Below are 17,481 nucleotides of genomic sequence, written 5' to 3'. Positions count from 1 at the left end.
AATAATTACGTTCAGAAAACACCTAATCATCGGCTTGCCTGACCGCAGCACTTAACAAGCGGCTGCCTTAGGATATACTCAAGGCAGTTTTTTGCCGCTCCAGATGGCGGCCCCAGCAATTCGGAGAACAGGCTTGCGCGTCAGTCGTTCCTTAACAATAAAACAGATGGCGACGGTTTCCGGCGTAGCGGCAGTGACCATCTGCATATTTATTGTCATCCAGCTTTTCCATTTTGTGCAGCAGCGCAGGATTGATTACGCTCAGCAGATGGAAAATGTCGCCCATACCGTGCGGCAACCGCTGTCGCAGGCGGTGTTGAAAGCCGATATTCCTCAGGCGGAACTGATCCTTAACTCGCTAAAACCAGCGGGGATACTTGCACGCGCAGAAGTCGTGCTGCCAAACGGCTTACAGGCTCTGCATACTGATTTTGAGCCGGAAAAACCCGTTCCAACGTTTATTGCCAGGCTGTTTGAACTGCCGGTGAAGATCACCGTGCCGCTTTACTCGCTGGAGCCGGCTAATCCAAGGCCGTTGGCGCTGCTGGTACTGCAGGCTGACTCCTGGCGAGTCTATCAATTTATCCTCAGCGCCCTGTCGACGATGGTGACCACTTACCTGCTGCTGGCGCTGATCCTGTCGGTTGCTATCAGCTGGTGCATTAACAAGCTGATCGTTCATCCGCTGCGGCGCATCGCCACTGAGCTGCACGAGCTACCGCCTCAGAACGCCATCTCCCATCAGTTGGCGCTGCCGGAACGCCATCGTGATGATGAGCTGGGCATGTTGATCCGCGGCTATAACCGCAATCAGCAGGTGGCGGAAGCGGTACATGACGAAATGAGCCGGTTGACTACGCGGTTTGCGCTGACCAATCTGCCGAACAAAACGCTGTTTCTGGCCCTGCTGGAACAGCATCTGGACACCGTTTCCAGCGAAGATACCTTTACCGTTATGGTGCTGCGCATCGAAACGCTGCTGGAGGCCAACGGCGTGGTCAAGGACGAGCAGCGAAATGCGCTGCTGCTGACGCTGTTGGAAAAAATCCGTCAGAGTATTGATGAACAAACGGTGCTGGGGCAGCTCTCAGGCAGCGATTTTGTGCTGATGGTGAAACGGGCTAACAAACCGTTCCGGGCGATGCGGCTGGCCCGACTGCTGCTGCTGCGCCTCAATCAGCCGGTGGCGCTGCATGATATGCAGCTGCGTCCGAATATCAGTATCGGCCTGGCGCAGCGTGAAGAGAGCGATGTCACTGCCCAGGATTTCCTGAGCCGGGCGGCCTCGGCGATGATGTCTGCCCGTCATCAGGGTAAAAATCAAATTCTGTTCTTTGACCCGGCGATGATGGAGCGCGCGCATAAACGCCTGACTCAGGAACACGATATTTTGCAGGGGTTGAAAGAGGAGCAGTTCTCGCTGTTTCTCCAGCCGCAGATTGATATGCGCAACGGCAAGCTGGTGGGGGCCGAAGCCCTGCTGCGGATGCGTCAGCCGGACGGAAGCTGGATGTTGCCGGAAGATTTGATCGTCAACGCTGAGGAAATTGGCGTGATCGTCTCGCTTGGCCGCTGGGTGTTTGAGGAGTCCTGCCGGTTGCTGGCAGCCTGGCAAAAGCAGGGGATTAACCTGCCGCTAAGCGTCAATCTCTCCGCCGTTCAGCTCCGTGAATCGGACATGGTGGCGCATTTACAGGAGCTTATTGATCGTCACCGTATTATCCCCGGCAGCCTGATACTGGAAATTACCGAAACCGCGCAGATCGGCGAGCCGGAAAAAGCGCTGGCGCTGTTGGGCGAGCTGCAAAAGATGGGGGTTTCGGTCGCGCTGGATGATTTCGGCATGGGCTATGCCAATCTCCACTGGCTCAGCCAGTTCAAATCCTTACCGATCAGCAAGCTGAAAATGGATCGCAGTTTTGTTTGCGTGCTGCCGAACGATGACACTATGGTGCGCATTGTTGCCGCTATCGCGGAGATCATCCGTCTGGACGTGATCGCCGAAGGCGTGGAAACCAGCCAGCAGCGCGACTGGCTGCTGGCTCGCGGGATTCATCTCGGTCAGGGATATCTCTATTCCGAGGCGCTGCCGCTGACGGTGTTTAACCGAAAATATCTCGAACTGGTTGCGCAACAATAAAGTCTCTGATGACACAATTTCCAGCGTTATCAATCCTTAAACCAGGCGGTAACCTGCCAGCAAGTGTGCTGAAGTGATTCAGCTCTTAAAACGGCAAGCTGACAGGCGCAATATGTGTCAATTTATATCAATCCCGTTAACGGAGTGTTATTTTCGCGCTGGTGTAAGACTATAAATATAGCGAATTCACCCGCCATCTAAGCTGTTAACGGATATTTTATGAAAACTTCCCTGTTCAAAAGCCTCTATTTCCAGGTGTTAACAGCCATCGCCATCGGCGTGCTGTTAGGGCATTTCTACCCCGAGTTGGGTGCCCAAATGAAGCCGCTGGGCGATGCGTTCGTTAAGCTGATCAAGATGATCATCGCTCCCGTTATTTTCTGTACCGTGGTGACCGGAATTGCCGGTATGGAGAGCATGAAGGCCGTGGGCCGCACCGGCGCCGTGGCGCTGCTCTACTTTGAAATTGTCAGTACCGTTGCGCTGATCATTGGCCTGGTGGTGGTGAACGTGTTGCAGCCGGGCGCTGGCATGAACGTTGACCCAGCCACGCTGGATGCCAAAGCGGTGGCCGTGTATGCCCAACAGGCAGAGAAGCAGGGGGTCGTTGATTTCCTGTTAGATATCATCCCTAACAGCGTGATTGGCGCCTTCGCCAGCGGCAACATTCTGCAAGTCCTGCTGTTCGCTATTCTGTTCGGCTTCGCCCTGCACCGCCTCGGCGATAAAGGCACGCTGGTATTCAACTTTATTGAAAGCTTCTCGCGGGTGATTTTCGGCGTCATTAACATGATTATGCGCCTCGCTCCGCTTGGCGCTTTTGGCGCAATGGCCTTTACCATCGGTAAATATGGCGTGGGATCGCTGGTGCAGCTGGGTCAGCTGATTATCTGCTTCTATATCACCTGCCTGCTGTTTGTGATCGTGGTGCTGGGGCTGATTTCCCGCGTGGTCGGCTTCAACATTTTCAAATTTATCGCCTATATCAAAGAAGAGCTGCTGATCGTGCTGGGCACCTCATCTTCCGAATCTGCGCTGCCGCGTATGCTCGATAAGATGGAGAAGCTGGGCTGCAAGAAGTCGGTAGTGGGGTTAGTTATCCCAACCGGCTATTCCTTCAACCTGGACGGCACGTCGATTTATCTGACCATGGCGGCGGTATTTATTGCCCAGGCGACCAATGCGCATATGGATATCTGGCACCAGATCACGCTGTTGGTGGTGCTGCTGCTCTCTTCTAAAGGGGCGGCAGGCGTCACGGGGAGCGGATTTATCGTGCTGGCCGCCACGCTGTCCGCGGTGGGACATTTGCCGGTGGCCGGTCTGGCGCTGATCCTGGGTATCGACCGCTTTATGTCAGAAGCCCGTGCGCTGACTAACCTGGTCGGCAACGGCGTGGCGACCATTGTGGTGGCGAAATGGGTCGATCAGCTGGATGAAAAACAGCTCAAGGCGACGCTGAGCGGTGGAAAAAATGCTAAAAAGCTGCCTGAAAACTCCCTTTAAGCGGTTAATTCGTTAAAAATCCCGCCAAATGCCCGTCGCGACTTGCCCTCGCGGCGGGCATTTGCATAATAACCCCCAGAGATTTTTATCATTTTTCACTTCGTGGTGGGACATCCCCGCCAATGCGCGGTCTAAGAAGCTGTTCCGTGTAAAAACAGCGGCTTCCCTGAGTTATTCTTACCGTAGATAGCAGCAGGCCGTAGATCGCCGGTGATTTTTTTGGTTTGTGATTGAGTAGGGGTTCACATGCAGGGCACCAGAATTCGTCTTTTGGTTGGTGGAATAGTGCTGGCCGCAGCCAGCATGACTGTGCAGGCTGAAACACTCCAACCCGATCCCGCCTGGCAGCAGGGAAAACTGGACAACGGTTTTACCTGGCAGGTTCTGACAACGCCGCAGCGTCCCAGCGACCGCGTTGAAGTTCGTTTACTGGTCAATACCGGTTCGCTGGTGGAAAGTACTCAGCAGATTGGTTACAGCCACCTGTTACCGCGTCTGGCGCTGGTCCATAACGCGAGGCTTGATCCTGCCCAACAGCGTTCGCTGTGGCAGCAGAGTATCGATCCCGATCGCCCGCAGCCGCCGGCTATCACCTCATATGATTTTACGCTGTATACCCTCAGCCTGCCGAATAACCGGCCTGAAGTGGTGAAAGAAGCGGTGAACTGGCTGGCCGCTACCGTCGGCGATATGACGATTGATGAACGGACGGTGAGCGCTGCGCTGGGCGCGGACGATCCGATCGCCACCTGGCCTGCCAATCCTCAGGATGTCTGGTGGCGCTACCGGTTAAAAAATTCAACGCTGCTGGCCCACGATCCGGGTATCGCGACAACTACGCCGGTGGATCTGGAAAAGTTGAACGCCTTCTACAAGCAGTGGTATACGCCGGACGCGATGACGCTGATGGTGGTGGGCAACGTGGACAGCCGCAGCCTGGCCGAGCAGATCAACAAAACGTTCTCCTCGCTGAAGGGCAAGCGGGATACGCCATCGCCGGTGCCGACGCTTTCGCCTCTGCCGCCGCAGCCGATTAACCTGGTGAATAACAATCTGACCCAGGATCGTCTGTCGCTGGTGTGGGACACGCCCTGGCAGCCGATCAGGGATTCACAGAACCTACAGCGCTACTGGCAGAGCGATCTCGCCAGAGAGGCGCTGTTCTGGCACGTTCAGCGCGTGCTGAGTGAGAACAAAGCGCAAAAGGTGCAGGTAGGATTTGACTGCCGCGTGCTGTATCAGCGGGCGCAGTGCGCGATCAACCTCGATGCCGATAACGCCTCGCTGCAAAATAATCTGAATCTGGTGGCCCGCGAGATGGCGAATATTCGCGACAACGGCCTGCCGCAGGAGGAGTTTGATGCGCTGATGGCGCAGAAAACCGCCGAGCTGAATAAGCTGTTTGCCACCTACGCTCGTACTGATACCGACGTGTTGATGAGTCAGCGTCTGCGCTCCCAGCAGAACGCGGTGGTGGATATCGCCCCTGAGCAGTATCAGAAGCTGCGTCAAAGCTTCCTGTCCGGCCTGACGCTGCAAATGATGAATCAGGAGCTGCGCCAGCAGCTGTCGCAGGACCTGACGATGATGTTGATGCAGCCGCAGGGTGAGCCGGAAACTAACGTCAAATCGCTGGAAGAGAGCTGGGATAAAATTATGGCGCCGGAGCCGGAAGCGGCCGCGACGGCCATTGATGAAACCAAGCCGGAGGTTTCCGACATTCCTGCTTCACAAAACTGACTGGACGAGGATATCAGGCCTTGTCTTTGGTCTGACGTTTAATTGATTTCATTTCATACTCGCTGTCAGGGTCCATCGCGTTAACGGCTTTTTGCAACTCGGTAAGCGCAAACCTGAGGGAAGCAACCTCTTCCCTCAGGGCCTGAACTTCCTGTTCGTGCGTGATGGCGCGGCTGGCCTTGGGAAACACATTAAAGATATCTTCTTCAAGAAACATACGAACCTGGCGGTTATCGATGGTCACTAACTGATATTTCAGGCGGCCACTATTAATCGCGTTATAGATGGTTTTACGGCTAACCATTGCTAACTCAATGACATCGCTGATTCGTAACATCTTTTTCCCTTGCTCGTCCGGTTTCATCGCCTCGCACACTGTTGGGTTATTCTATCGTGTGATAACGGCATCCGTGAACACTTTTGCTATCTCACTTGGCGGCAGTTCGCACAGCTGGCTAACCCGCTCCTGGTCTGCCAGCAGGGCAAATAATGACTGTATAATCGCCACCTTTTCACAGGTGGGATCGATAGCCATCATGATAACGATTGCTGGCGCTACCACTTGTTCAGGTTCATCAGTACGATGGAACTCAACGCCGCTCCGGTTAATGCCGATGGCAAAACCCGTACGATTTACGTGTTCAAATTCCGTGTGCGGGATAGCGATGCTATGGGTCTCCATAAATATCCCGGTAGGATAGACCCGCTCCCGGGACAATACGCCCTCGATAAAAGACGCTTTTACCAAACCCTCTGCCTGTAAACTTCCGGCTAATTTTCTCAGCAGATCCTCACGGCTGATAGCCTCGTTAAAGATAAATATGCGTTGTGCGCTAAACATGGTGACTCTCCGATTCTTCTCCAGCCTCAGCCAGCTGCGCATTTTCCTGTAACAGCTTACGGCGGTTCCACATCACTAACGCCAGGGTGCATAAGCTTAGAATGCCCACCCCAATCGCTTTAAAGTAGAAGCTTTGGATAATCACCCACGGCAACATCGCCCCGGCATAATCCACGCTGCTGATGCTGGTTGTGCCCTGCGGCAGTGAGAAGCCGGTACTGACAGCCGTGCTGGTGACAATTGGCGCCAGGTTGGTTCCGATTAATAAGGCCAGGCTAAGGGTCAGTAACCCGGTAAGCAAAGTACGGAACATATCGCCACGGCATACCGCCGTTACCAGCACAAAGGCAAAGGGCAGGCCGGTGAGTGAGGCGAACGGCAGAAACTGGTTGCCCGGAACGATAGCCGCCAGAACCAGCATGATCGGGATCATCAGCATGGAGACAGAGAGCGTCACCGGATGTCCGACGCTGACCGCAGAATCGAGGCCGATAGCTATCTTACCGAAGGCCCCAGCCCGCGACTGCGCAATCTCCTGGATACGCTCGCTGATGGGATATACACCTTCCATCAGCATTTTCGCCATGCGGGGAATAATGGTCATGACCGCGGCCATCGTAATTGCCGTTTGCAAAATAGCTTTAACCTCAATCCCGGCAATAACACCCAGCAGCGCGCCAATAATTGCCCCTAACGAGGCGGGATCGCCAAGGATAGAGAGGTGTTTTTGGATCACTTCAGTATCAATTTTGATATCGCGCACCCCAGGGATACGATCAACGATTGCATTGACCAACCAGGCGGCGGGAACAAAAGAGGCTGAAAACCCGTGTGGGACAGAAATTGACGGCAAATTCAGATATTTTTCTACGTCACTGCTGGTGCGGTCGGCAATCACCATCGTAATAATGCAGTTCAGCGCGGCAGCAAAAATACCCAGCCACAGGCTGTCAGTAATAATGGTCACCAGCGACCCGGTAAAGGCGTGATGCCAGAGATTCCAGATGTCCACATTCAGCACGCGCGTGGTTTTGGTATACAGCATCAGCATATTGATGGCGACGCACACTGGGATCACAAAAGCCCCTACGCGCGTGCCCATCGCCACGGCGGCGGCGGCTGGCCACCCCACGTCCAGGACGGAAAAATTGAAGCCAAAACGCTCAACGATAGCGTGGCTGACGGGGGTCAGGGAATCGATCATCAGGTTAACGGTAATGCTTAATCCGATAAAACCAATCCCGACCATTAATCCGGCTTTAATTGCTCTCGACAGAGAAATACGCAGGATTAAACCGAGGATCACAAAGATCAGCGGCATCATTACCGATGCCCCTAAATTGACAATGTAGTCAATGATAAACATAGTTTAACTCCCGGCCAGAATTAATTCTTTCACGCTACTGAAGACTTTATCGGCTCCCATACCGGTTAGTAATGGTAAGGCATTGATGACCGGGATAGAGAGTGAGACGGGAGAGGTGGAAACGATGAAATCAACATCGTCTCGCGTTTTGGCTTCAGCCACCGTTCCCTGAGAAATACGCACCTGATCGAGTAAACCTTCCTTCTTCAGAAAGTCCTGTAGCTTGTTTAATGCGACGGTACTGGTGGCCACGCCCGCTCCACAACAAATCATCATATGTTTCATGGTTGTTCCCTCTGTGTTTGTTGTGGGGATTAAAGCACGCCGCCTTTTTCGAATATGTGATCAGTGTGTAATTTTACACATTAAGTACACATTGCTGCTCTTGCGATCACCGCCGTCACCTACTGGAGGGGGGATGGTGCGGATCGCGCGCAGGAAAAAAACCTAAAGGAGATCCGGCTCACTCACCGCAAAAAACCAGGTAAACTCATAGAAAAACCAAAAGTAAGATAGGAAAAATTGGCAGAAAAGGGATGAAAAATGCCAGATCCAGATAAGGGAATATTAACCTTCAGGGCAGAAGGTAATAATTTAAAATCGAGCCGGGATTACTCAAGAAAAATACACTGGCCTGGCAACGCTTCCTCATGCGGGAGAAATAATTCAGGGGTGATAATCAAATCTGTTTGTTCTGACCTACGAAGAACTGAAAAAAATTTTCGAGCGGATATGCAAAGACAAACTTATTCTTGCAGAGTTTCATCCAGATCAATCCGGTTTACTGTTCCTGACGACAGATTCAAACGAAGGGTCGATTTTTATGAAAATAATTAAAATTATTTCTCTCTTTTTTATTTCTTCTTTTAGCGTTAGTGCTGCATTCACTGAGCCAGTTAGATGAAATAAATAGAAAATCCATAGAAAAAACAGCTGAAGCAAGAAAAAATCTAGCTTCAGCTGTTAGAGAATCAATTGCTAACATTCCAGAAGAGAAAGAAAATATAGTCAGTCTGAATGAATCATGGAATGCAACCATCCGAAAGAAATGCAGGCTTATGATACTTGAATCCATAAACACAGATGCTGAAATAGCTAATGATAATTCATGCCTGGCCGATGAGTATAATTCAGAGACAAAATTTTTAAAAGATATTTGTTAATCGGAATGCGTTCGGTTGCCTAACAGCAATGTCAGGCAACTAAACTAATAAAACACATCTTAAGAATAAGATGTCGACTCGCTAATCTTCCATCCCTTCCGCATCTCTGCACTTCTTCTTTAATAGCCATGCCAGGCATTGATCAACAGAGCACTGCCTGAAAAGGCCAGTATCAGGTCAATGAGTCTGGCCGACGCTTTTGGCGACAAATTCAGCACCAAAGGTTTTCCAATAACGGTGCCAATCATAATACCGGCGCCAACCAGTCCCCCCTGTAACAGGGTTATTGTTGGTAATGCGCCCATGCTGGCGAAGGTTGCTATTTTGCTGCTGTAGAGTAATAACGCACTTGTCGCCTCACTTCCAAGAAAAGCGCCGCCCTGAAGTCCGTAAGCTATAAACACCGGTACGCTTAATGGTCCAGTTGATACCACGAGCCCCGTCAGAAAACCGATAAGTCCGCCACACAAGCTCACCTGGACCAGGGAAAGCCGCCACTGCCTGTTCTGTAGCAGAGTGCGTAAGGGCAGCAGGCCCCAGAAGAAAAGTCCGAGGGCGGTATCAACGACAGAGCCAGGTAGAACCAACAGCGTATGTGCGCCCACCATTGCAGCGGGAGCGCCGGTCATGGCATAGACCAGTGCCGGACGCCAGCAAATATGATGCCGCCAGACAATAACGCGGGAAAGGTTACCGATAATCGCGGCGATTGCCATCATGGGAACCGCGGTTTTCGGACCGAACGCATAAACCAGCACTGGCAGCAGCAAAAGTGAAGAACCTGTGCCAACCACCCCACTCAACAGACCGGCCACGATGGCGATCGGGAAAACTATTATCCAGCTAAACAAGACGCATTAACTCCCATTGCTTTGTGGCGGATGAATAGCGTAAATAGTGACTAACGATCTTACTATCGATTAAATATCGCCATACCTGAGACTAAAAGTCACATATGAACAAGCGGCACCTTCCCCCTCTTAATGCACTGCGTATCTTTGAAACCGCTGCCCGCTGCGGGAGTTTCAGTGAAGCCGCTAAAGAGCTCGGCATTACCCATGGCGCGGTTAGCCGACAGATTAAGGTATTGGAGGAGTGGCTCGGGCAAGCGCTGTTTATGCGCGAAGGAAAACGCTGCAAGGCAACCGATCATGCCCGCGCCTTTGCCACGGAAATCAGCGCATCCTTTGACCTTATCGGTGATGCAACTATCCGTTTCGGCCGCTCTCCAGGCTCGCGGGTAGTGCGGATCAATGTGCAGACGACTCTGGCGACCCGCTGGCTGCTGCCACGGCTGGCGGCGTTTACTGAGCGGCATCCTGATATCGAAATAGCCGTGACGACTTCACACAGCCACGATCTTAAAGGGCAGTTTGGCTTTGATATTCTGATACGGCGGGAGACGCCGCAGCGCCCCGAATGGCAATCTTTCGAGCGTATCCCCCTGTTTACCGAGCGATTAACCTTACTTGCCTCCCCGGCGTTGCTGCAACGCCAGCCGCTTACCACCCTGTCCGATCTTGCCAGCTATGTCTTTGTCTCGTCACAAAGCCGGGCTGGTGAGTGGGAATCCTGGCTGGAAGCTGCCGGAGTAGCCGACCTGCGTGGCAAGCGCTATCAGCGCTTTGATCATTACCATGTGTGCTTACAGGCTATCGTGGAGGGAATTGGCGTAGGGATTGGCGGGCTACCCACACTGGCGCATGAGTTACAGCAGCAGCGGCTGGTAGCCCCTTTTGAAATTAGCGTGCCCGGCAGCCACTATGCATTGTGGTTGCCGCCTGACATCGATAAATCTGCTTCGCTACTGAAAACGGTGGCCTGGTTGCAGCAGGAAGCAAAGCAGCCTGTGGGGTTTGAGTTCTGAGAGGCGTAAAGCGCTCTTTACTCAGGCATTGCTGACAGAGGAATAATCGCGCCACGATGCTGGATAACGGTGCTGGCGGTCAGGTGGCCGCGCTTCGCTGCCTGTTCCGCGCTGCCGCCGCTAAGGCGCACCGCGAGGTAACCCGCGCTGAACGAATCCCCGGCAGCGGTGGTATCGACCACGCTGCTGGCCGGGAGCTTCACCGCCGGAACGTCCAGCAGAGGTTGCTCCGGCAGTGACACCAGGCAGGACTCTGCGCCGCGCTTGATCACTATCTCGCTGACGCCTGCGGCGTGCGTACGGGCAATCACCTCTTCGACCGACGCCTCTCCCCACAGTAACGTTTCATCGTCCAGCGTCAGGAATGCAATATCGGTGCAGGCCAGCATCAGCTGATACGCCGACTGGGCCACCTCGGCAGAAGGCCACAGGCGCGGGCGATAGTTGTTATCAAAGATAATTTTTCCCCCGTTCTGCCGACAGGTTGTCAGCAGCGCCATCAGCTTTTCCCTGCTCTGCGGGCTGAGGATCGCCAGGCTGATTCCGCTCAGGTAGAGATAGTCGAAGTGCGCCAGCTGACGGCAGATCTCGTCTGAGCGCTCGCTCTCCAGCCAGTAGCGGGCGGCGGCGTCGTTGCGCCAGTAGTAAAACGTCCGCTCACCCTGCGCATCCGTTTCAATGGCATAGAGACCCGGCAGCTTGTCGCTCATCCGTTGAATCAGTGCCGTCCCAACCTGCTCCTGCTGCCAGGCGGCGATCATCTCACTGCTGAAGCTGTCGGTCCCCAGCGCGGTAACATAGTCCACGCTCAGCCGCTGTGCGTCCACCTGGCGGGCAATATACACTGCGGTGTTCAGGGTATCGCCGCCAAAACCTCGGGTAAGGTCGCCCGCTTTCTGCGACAGCTCAATCATGCACTCGCCGATCACGGCAATTTTTTTCTGCGTCATGGTAGTCCGCTCATCACTCTGGTTTACCCAGTTTCGCCGCGCGGGAGCGCTGAGTCAATATTTTAAAACGCTGTTTTATTTTTATTATCAGCTTATCCAGCCAGGGTGTTTTAACCCGTTACAGTCACGCCGCCAGCGGCCAATTCGATCCCTTTTTTCATTCTCTCGACTATCTTTACATAAGGCCGAAGAGAGAATGGAGACCGGGTATGTCGCGTACGGGAAAAATAATTAGCTGGATTGTCGGGATTTTTTTGTTGCTGATTGTCGTGGTGGTGATTGTCATTGCGACCTTTGACTGGAACCGCCTCAAACCGACAATTAACCAGAAAGTCTCGACTGAGCTGAACCGCCCCTTTGCCATTCGTGGCGACCTGGGCGTTGCCTGGGAACGCAATCGGGATGAGCCAGGCTGGCGCAGTTGGGTGCCCTGGCCGCACGTCCATGCTGAAGATATTCTGCTGGGCAATCCCCCGGAAATTCCCGACGTCACTATGGTGCAGCTACAGCGTGTTGACGCCACGCTTGCGCCGCTGGCGCTGATCGGTAAGGAAATCTATATCCCGTGGATTAAGCTGAAGCAGCCGGACGCCAGGCTTATTCAGACCGCGGATAAAAAGAACAACTGGACCTTCAACCTTGCCAGCAGCGAAAACGCTGATGCCAGCCAGCCGCCTTCCGCCTGGACGTTCCGTCTGGATAACATCCTGTTCGATCAGGGGAAAATTGCTTACCGCGATGCCATTAATAAAGCGGATGTCCAGGTGACGGTCGATCCGCTCGGTAAACCGGTCCCTTACGTTCAGGTAGCGGGCAGCAAGGAGGATAAAAGCCGGCAGGGCGCTTCTGATTTTGTTTTCGGCTGGAAAGCTTCCGGCACCTATAACAACGAGAAGCTGACCGGAGACGGTAAAATTGGCGGTATGCTTTCGCTGCGCAGTAAAACCAATCCGTTCCCGCTTGAGGCTGACGTACGCAACGGCACCACGCGCGTACAGGTGGGCGGAACGCTACAAGACCCGCTTAATCTCGGCGGCCTGGATATCCGGCTGCGCTTCTCGGGAGACACGCTGGCTAATCTTTATGGTCTGACCGGCATTCTGCTGCCCGATACGCCTCCTTACGAGACGGATGGTCATCTGATCGCCCGCTTCCAGCAGAAGGGCGGCCCGGTGTTTCGCTACGAAGATTTCAATGGCCATATTGGCGACAGCGATATCCACGGCTCCATGACCTATACCCAGGGCAAACCCCGGCCGAAACTTGAAGGTTCGCTGGAGTCTAAGCAGCTGAGAATGGCCGATTTAGGGCCGCTGATCGGGGTGAATTCGGGTAAGGGCAGTGAGAAAACCGAACGGGCTAAAGCGAAGCGGGGTGATGCTTCCAGCCAGCCTTCCGATCGGGTCTTACCGCACGACAAGTTTGATACCAAAAGCTGGGACGTGATGGATGCCGATGTGAAGTTCAGCGGCAAACGCATTGAGCACAGTAACTCGCTGCCGCTCAGCGACCTCTACACGCATCTGGTACTGAAAAACGGCGATTTGCTGCTCGACCCGCTGCGTTTTGGCGTGGCTGGCGGCAGCCTGAATTCGACCATTCATATGGAAGGCGACCGCACGCCGATGCGCGCGCGGGCCGATCTCCATGCCCGCAAGCTGAAGCTCAAGCAGCTTCTCCCGGATGTTCAGGCGATGCAAAGCAGCATGGGTGAAATGAACGGCGATGCTTCGCTGAGCGGAACCGGGAATTCGGTGGCTGATATTCTGGCAACCAGCAACGGCGACCTGAAGATGCTGATGAATGATGGGGTCATCAGCCGCAGCCTGATGGAGATTGTCGGGCTGAACGTCGGTAACTATGTGGTCGGCAAGCTGTTTGGCGACGACCAGGTACGCATCAACTGCGCGGCAGCCGATCTCAATGTGACCAATGGTTTAGCCAGGACCCGGCTGTTCGTTTTCGATACTGAAAACGCGGTGATTAACATCTCAGGCACCACTAACTTCGCTAATGAGCGGATGGATTTGTCGATAGATCCTGAAAGCAAGGGCATCCGCATTATTACCCTGCGTTCGCCGCTGTACGTCAAAGGCACGTTCAAGAACCCGGACCCTGGCGTGAAGGCCGCGCCGCTGATTGCCCGGGGTGCGGCGGCCGTAGCGCTGGGTGCGGTGGTGGCGCCAGCTGCTGCGCTGCTGGCCCTGATTTCGCCAAGCGATAATGAGCAGAATCAATGTACTAACGTGCTCAGCCAGATGAAAAGCAAAAAGTAACGGGGCAGGGGACGGCATGAGCCGTTCCCAATCCCATTAGGGTGAATAGCAACACTTAAAAACCCGCCGGGAGGCGGGTGTGGTTATAGGTCAATCTTTGGTTAACACTGCAAGCAAAATAATGGCTACGAGGCCAAATTAACCCCCCGGCTTTATACTTCACCAGCGCTAGTCGTAAAGGGACTCATGGCGAGTTTCTTTACTGGCAAGCAGCGCAAACAGCGTCAGGCAGGCCATCGCCGCCAGATAAATGCCGACGTAGAACAGGCCGTAAGTATGCGCTAACCAGGTGGCGATATAGGGTGCGACAGATGCGCCCAGAATCGACGACAGATTGTAGGAGAACGACGCGCCGGTATAACGCACCTCCGTCGGGAACAGTTCCGGCAGCAGCGCACCCATTGGCCCGAAGGTCAGCCCCATGATGCTCAGGCCGAGCAGCAGGAAGAGCATCACCAGCAGCTGATTCCCTGAGCCCAGCATGGCGGGGAAAAGCAGCGAGAAGGCGATGATCATCAGCGTAATCACAATCATGGTTTTGCGGCGGCCAAAGCGGTCGGCCAGCATGCCGGCAATCGGCACCATCACGCCAAAGCCAATCACCGCCAGCATCAGCATCCACAGCATCGTATTGCGTGGGAAGCCCAGCCCACCCGGCGCTGGCGTGGTGCCATAGGTCATGGAGTAAACGGTCATGATGTAGAACAGCGTATAGGTCGCCAGCATGATAAAGGTGCCGAGGATCGTCGCCTTCATATGCTTAGAAAGCAGCGTGCCAATCGGGACTTTGACCTGCTTTTTCTCTTTCTTCACCTTGGCGAATACCGGCGACTCGTTCAGCGAAATACGCACGTAAAGCCCGACCAGCACCAGCACGGCGGAAAGGATAAACGGCACGCGCCAGCCCCATGCCATAAACTGCTGGTCGGTCAGCAGCCAGGAGAGCAGCAGGAAGGTGCCGTTAGCGAAGAAGAAGCCAATCGGCGCGCCCAGCTGCGGGAACGAGCCGTAAAGCGCGCGCTTTTTCGCCGGGGCATTTTCTGTCGCCAGCAGGGCCGCACCGCCCCATTCCCCGCCAAGGCCCAGGCCCTGACCGAAGCGCGCCAGCGCCAGCAGCAGCGGGGCAAAGACGCCAATAGTTTCATAGCCTGGCAGCAGGCCGATCACCACCGTTGAGATCCCCATGGTCAGCAGCGAGGCGACCAGCGTGGCCTTACGCCCCACACGATCGCCAAAGTGACCAAAGACTGCGGAGCCAATCGGACGCGCGACGAAGGCGATGGCAAAGGTAGCGAGCGATTGTAGCGTGGCAACGGTGGCATCTCCCTGCGGGAAAAAGATGTGCGGGAAAACGATCACCGCCGCCGTTGCGTAAATATAGAAATCGAAAAATTCGATAGCGGTACCGACCAGAGAAGCGACCACCACTTTACCGCGTGAATTTACCGGAGTGGCGTCGTTTTCGGCGTCGAGAGTTGGAGCAATGGAGGCTTGCATAATTGTTTCTTATTTGTAAAACGTGAAAAAGAATCTTACGCACTGCTACGGCGGCATTCAATGGTGAAAACCGCGCTGCGGCGGGCTTCCGGCGCGGAAAAGAGGATCCTGCGCAGCAGGTGATATTTGCCGGGGGATGGCAACGCTAAACGTCGCTTTTATGGTAATAATCACTAAAAAATGGCTAATAAAAAGTGAGGACATAGCGATAAATGCTGGTTATTACGGGGTCGTCATCTCTGACGCCCGCAGATTCAATGTTGTTCTGGTATTCCCGGCATAGTATTGCGTATTTTCTGGCGAGTTTGGCAGCAGGAACCTCCCTATACTTTCCTCACGATTATCTCTGGGCGTTTCATATTGACGAAAATAGAGAGGAAAAGAGTATGCAATTAACCGGCAATACGATTCTGATTACTGGGGGCGGCTCAGGTATTGGGCGCGCGCTGGCCGAGGCTCTTCATGCTGCTGGAAACAGCATCATTATTGCCGGACGACGTAAAGAGGTTCTGGATGAAACCGTTGCGGCAAATCCGGGGATGTATGCGGCGGTGCTGGATATTGACAGCCATGAGTCCATTCTCCGCGTCGCCTCAACATTAAAAACCGCTCATCCCAAGTTGAATGTTGTACTGCACAACGCCGGGATTATGCGCGCGGAAAACCTCAAAAGTGGCGACATATCCGTGGCAGAAGCGGAAATCACCACTAATCTGCTGGGGCCCATTCGGTTAACCGCGGCACTGATCGAGCACCTGCTGGCGCAGCCCCATGCTGCGATCCTGACGGTGTCCTCTGGCTTAGCGTTTTTGCCGCTGTCTCTGACGCCCACTTATTGTGCGACGAAGGCGGCGATTCACTCCTGGACGCAAAGTCTGCGTTATCAGCTGCGGGAGACTTCGGTGCAGGTGACTGAACTTGTTCCTCCTCTGGTGCAAACAGAGTTGATGGGGGAAAAACATGCCGCCAACCCTGCCGCCTTACCGCTGGCGGACTTTATTCAGGAAACCATGAGCATCCTGACATCTCAGCCCGATAGTGATGAAATTCTGGTGGAAAAAGTGAAGCCTCAGCGTTTCGCTGAGCGGGGCGACTATGCTGCTTTCTACAAAGCCTTTAACGATCGCATCAACTCACAGTAAATTCGCAGCAAGCTTCTCCTGGGCACCGTTTTATGACGGGAAAGAAGCTTTATTGGCCCGCTGCTGGCGATGCTCTCGCGGGGAGCATCCCCACTCTTTTTTAAATGCCCGGCCAAAGGCGCTATCCGTGTCATAGCCAGCGGAAAATGAGATTTGCGTAATCGAATCATCAGAGCTTATGAGGCGATCGCCGGCAAGCAACATTCTCCATTTCGACAGGTACTTCATCGGCGTTGTGCCCACCCTGGTTTTAAACTTTTTAGTAAAAGCTGTGCGGGACATGCCAACCCGGTTTGCCAGCTCCTGTAGCGTCCAGGGAAAGGCGGGATCTTCGTGCATATAGCTGAGTGCGGCTTTGAGCTGCGGGTCCGAAAGGGCAAACAGCCAGCCGGTTCGCTCATCTCCTTGCTCCTGAAGAAATAGCCTGAGCGCCTGAACCAGCATAATCTGCACAAATTGCTGGGCGATCAGCGCGCCGCCCGGCTGCGGAGCGCACATCTCTTCCCTCAGACACTCCATGGCGTTACGCATCACCCTGGTGCCAATTCCTTCGCGGATATGTACCACCGGCGGAAGTGAATGAAGCAACAGATCGGCATGACTGCTACTGAATGAGAAACGGCCGCCAAGAATAAAAGCGCCTTCCGCTGGCGCATTCATCACCAGCGCCTCGCCTGTTTCCCTGTCCGGCGCAATAAAAGGCTGAGCTGGACAGGCAGGATCTGTCGCCAGAGAAAAAGGTTTTCCTGACGTCAGGAACGCACAATCGCCAGCCTTCAGAAAGGTCGGCTGCTGCTCTCCTTCAACAGAGACCCAGCAGGAACCCTCAACGACCACATAGCATTTGATCCCGGTATGTGGCTTAAACGCCAGTCCGCTGTTGGCATGAAGGGGAAATCCACCGGAGACATAGGCTTCCAGCTTAAGCAGTGACAGGACTTCGGAAAGTGGGTCCACGGGATACCGTACGATCTGCATAGAATTACGCCTTTA

At 54.0% G+C, this 17,481-nt stretch carries 15 protein-coding genes; 7 read left to right on the top strand and 8 right to left on the bottom strand.

The genetic code is table 11. The features are described 5' to 3' along the window. The first annotated feature begins 133 nt into the window (after positions 1 to 133). The 3 genes from hmsP to NG99_RS05345 all read left to right on the top strand — a co-directional run bounded on the left by hmsP (position 134) and on the right by NG99_RS05345 (position 5,386). The gene (gene hmsP, locus NG99_RS05355) at positions 134 to 2,140 is read left to right on the top strand and encodes a biofilm formation regulator HmsP (RefSeq protein ID WP_034889148.1); all 2,007 of its coding nucleotides are present in this window, start codon (positions 134 to 136) and stop codon (positions 2,138 to 2,140) included. A 219-nt stretch (positions 2,141 to 2,359) separates the two neighbouring features. After that, positions 2,360 to 3,646 carry a dicarboxylate/amino acid:cation symporter gene (locus tag NG99_RS05350; protein ID WP_034889147.1) on the top strand — a complete coding sequence of 429 codons (1,287 nt, stop codon included), beginning with the start codon at positions 2,360 to 2,362 and terminating at the stop codon, positions 3,644 to 3,646. 246 nt (positions 3,647 to 3,892) lie between these two features. Then, positions 3,893 to 5,386, top strand: a complete 1,494-nt coding sequence (locus NG99_RS05345; RefSeq protein WP_034889145.1) for a M16 family metallopeptidase — start codon at positions 3,893 to 3,895, stop codon at positions 5,384 to 5,386. A gap of 13 nt (positions 5,387 to 5,399) precedes the next feature. Here NG99_RS05345 and NG99_RS05340 read toward each other — a convergent pair whose 3' ends face one another. Genes NG99_RS05340 through NG99_RS05325 form a run of 4 tightly spaced genes read right to left on the bottom strand, consistent with a single transcriptional unit; the run spans position 5,400 to position 7,878 of the window. Further along, the gene (locus NG99_RS05340; RefSeq protein ID WP_034889143.1) at positions 5,400 to 5,723 is read right to left on the bottom strand and encodes a hypothetical protein; all 324 of its coding nucleotides are present in this window, start codon (positions 5,721 to 5,723) and stop codon (positions 5,400 to 5,402) included. 51 nt (positions 5,724 to 5,774) lie between these two features. After that, positions 5,775 to 6,227, bottom strand: a complete 453-nt coding sequence (locus NG99_RS05335; protein WP_034889141.1) for a PTS sugar transporter subunit IIA — start codon at positions 6,225 to 6,227, stop codon at positions 5,775 to 5,777. Then, positions 6,220 to 7,593: a PTS galactitol transporter subunit IIC gene (locus NG99_RS05330; RefSeq protein ID WP_034889139.1), complete on the bottom strand. Its 1,374-nt coding sequence runs from the start codon at positions 7,591 to 7,593 to the stop codon at positions 6,220 to 6,222. Before NG99_RS05330 ends, NG99_RS05335 begins: the two co-directional genes overlap by 8 nt. A 3-nt stretch (positions 7,594 to 7,596) precedes the next feature. Further along, positions 7,597 to 7,878, bottom strand: a complete 282-nt coding sequence (locus tag NG99_RS05325) for a PTS sugar transporter subunit IIB (protein ID WP_034889137.1) — start codon at positions 7,876 to 7,878, stop codon at positions 7,597 to 7,599. 590 nt (positions 7,879 to 8,468) lie between these two features. On the opposite strand from NG99_RS05325, the gene NG99_RS29110 reads away from it, so the two are divergent. Then, positions 8,469 to 8,756, top strand: coding sequence for a hypothetical protein (locus NG99_RS29110; protein ID WP_157032560.1), 288 nt, complete (start codon positions 8,469 to 8,471; stop codon positions 8,754 to 8,756). 119 nt (positions 8,757 to 8,875) lie between these two features. Here the strand turns inward: NG99_RS29110 and NG99_RS05320 are convergent, their stop codons facing one another. Then, positions 8,876 to 9,607 carry a sulfite exporter TauE/SafE family protein gene (locus NG99_RS05320; protein WP_034889135.1) on the bottom strand — a complete coding sequence of 244 codons (732 nt, stop codon included), beginning with the start codon at positions 9,605 to 9,607 and terminating at the stop codon, positions 8,876 to 8,878. 104 nt (positions 9,608 to 9,711) lie between these two features. Between NG99_RS05320 and NG99_RS05315 the strand changes: the two genes are divergently transcribed. Continuing rightward, positions 9,712 to 10,623, top strand: coding sequence for a LysR substrate-binding domain-containing protein (locus NG99_RS05315; protein ID WP_034889133.1), 912 nt, complete (start codon positions 9,712 to 9,714; stop codon positions 10,621 to 10,623). 17 nt (positions 10,624 to 10,640) lie between these two features. Here the strand turns inward: NG99_RS05315 and kdgK are convergent, their stop codons facing one another. Next, entirely contained in the window at positions 10,641 to 11,573 is a 933-nt protein-coding gene (kdgK, locus tag NG99_RS05310; protein WP_034889131.1) for a 2-dehydro-3-deoxygluconokinase, read from the bottom strand. Positions 11,574 to 11,782: 209 nt separating this feature from the next. Here kdgK and NG99_RS05305 point away from each other — a divergent pair, with 209 nt between their 5' ends. Continuing rightward, on the top strand, positions 11,783 to 13,849 hold the full coding sequence (locus NG99_RS05305) for an AsmA family protein (RefSeq protein WP_034889130.1): 2,067 nt from the start codon (positions 11,783 to 11,785) through the stop codon (positions 13,847 to 13,849). Positions 13,850 to 14,017: 168 nt separating this feature from the next. On the opposite strand, the gene NG99_RS05300 is transcribed toward NG99_RS05305, so the two are convergent. Continuing rightward, positions 14,018 to 15,346, bottom strand: coding sequence for an MFS transporter (locus NG99_RS05300; protein WP_034889128.1), 1,329 nt, complete (start codon positions 15,344 to 15,346; stop codon positions 14,018 to 14,020). Between the two features lie 386 nt (positions 15,347 to 15,732). Between NG99_RS05300 and NG99_RS05295 the strand changes: the two genes are divergently transcribed. After that, on the top strand, positions 15,733 to 16,488 hold the full coding sequence (locus NG99_RS05295; RefSeq protein ID WP_034889126.1) for an SDR family oxidoreductase: 756 nt from the start codon (positions 15,733 to 15,735) through the stop codon (positions 16,486 to 16,488). A gap of 30 nt (positions 16,489 to 16,518) precedes the next feature. On the opposite strand, the gene NG99_RS05290 is transcribed toward NG99_RS05295, so the two are convergent. Further along, complete coding sequence (locus NG99_RS05290; RefSeq protein ID WP_232298174.1) at positions 16,519 to 17,466, bottom strand: AraC family transcriptional regulator; 948 nt, start codon at positions 17,464 to 17,466, stop codon at positions 16,519 to 16,521. Positions 17,467 to 17,481 lie beyond the last annotated feature (15 nt).

Source organism: Erwinia typographi (genome assembly GCF_000773975.1).
Taxonomy (GTDB): domain Bacteria; phylum Pseudomonadota; class Gammaproteobacteria; order Enterobacterales; family Enterobacteriaceae; genus Erwinia; species Erwinia typographi.
This window is presented reverse-complemented; position numbering and strand designations above follow the sequence as displayed.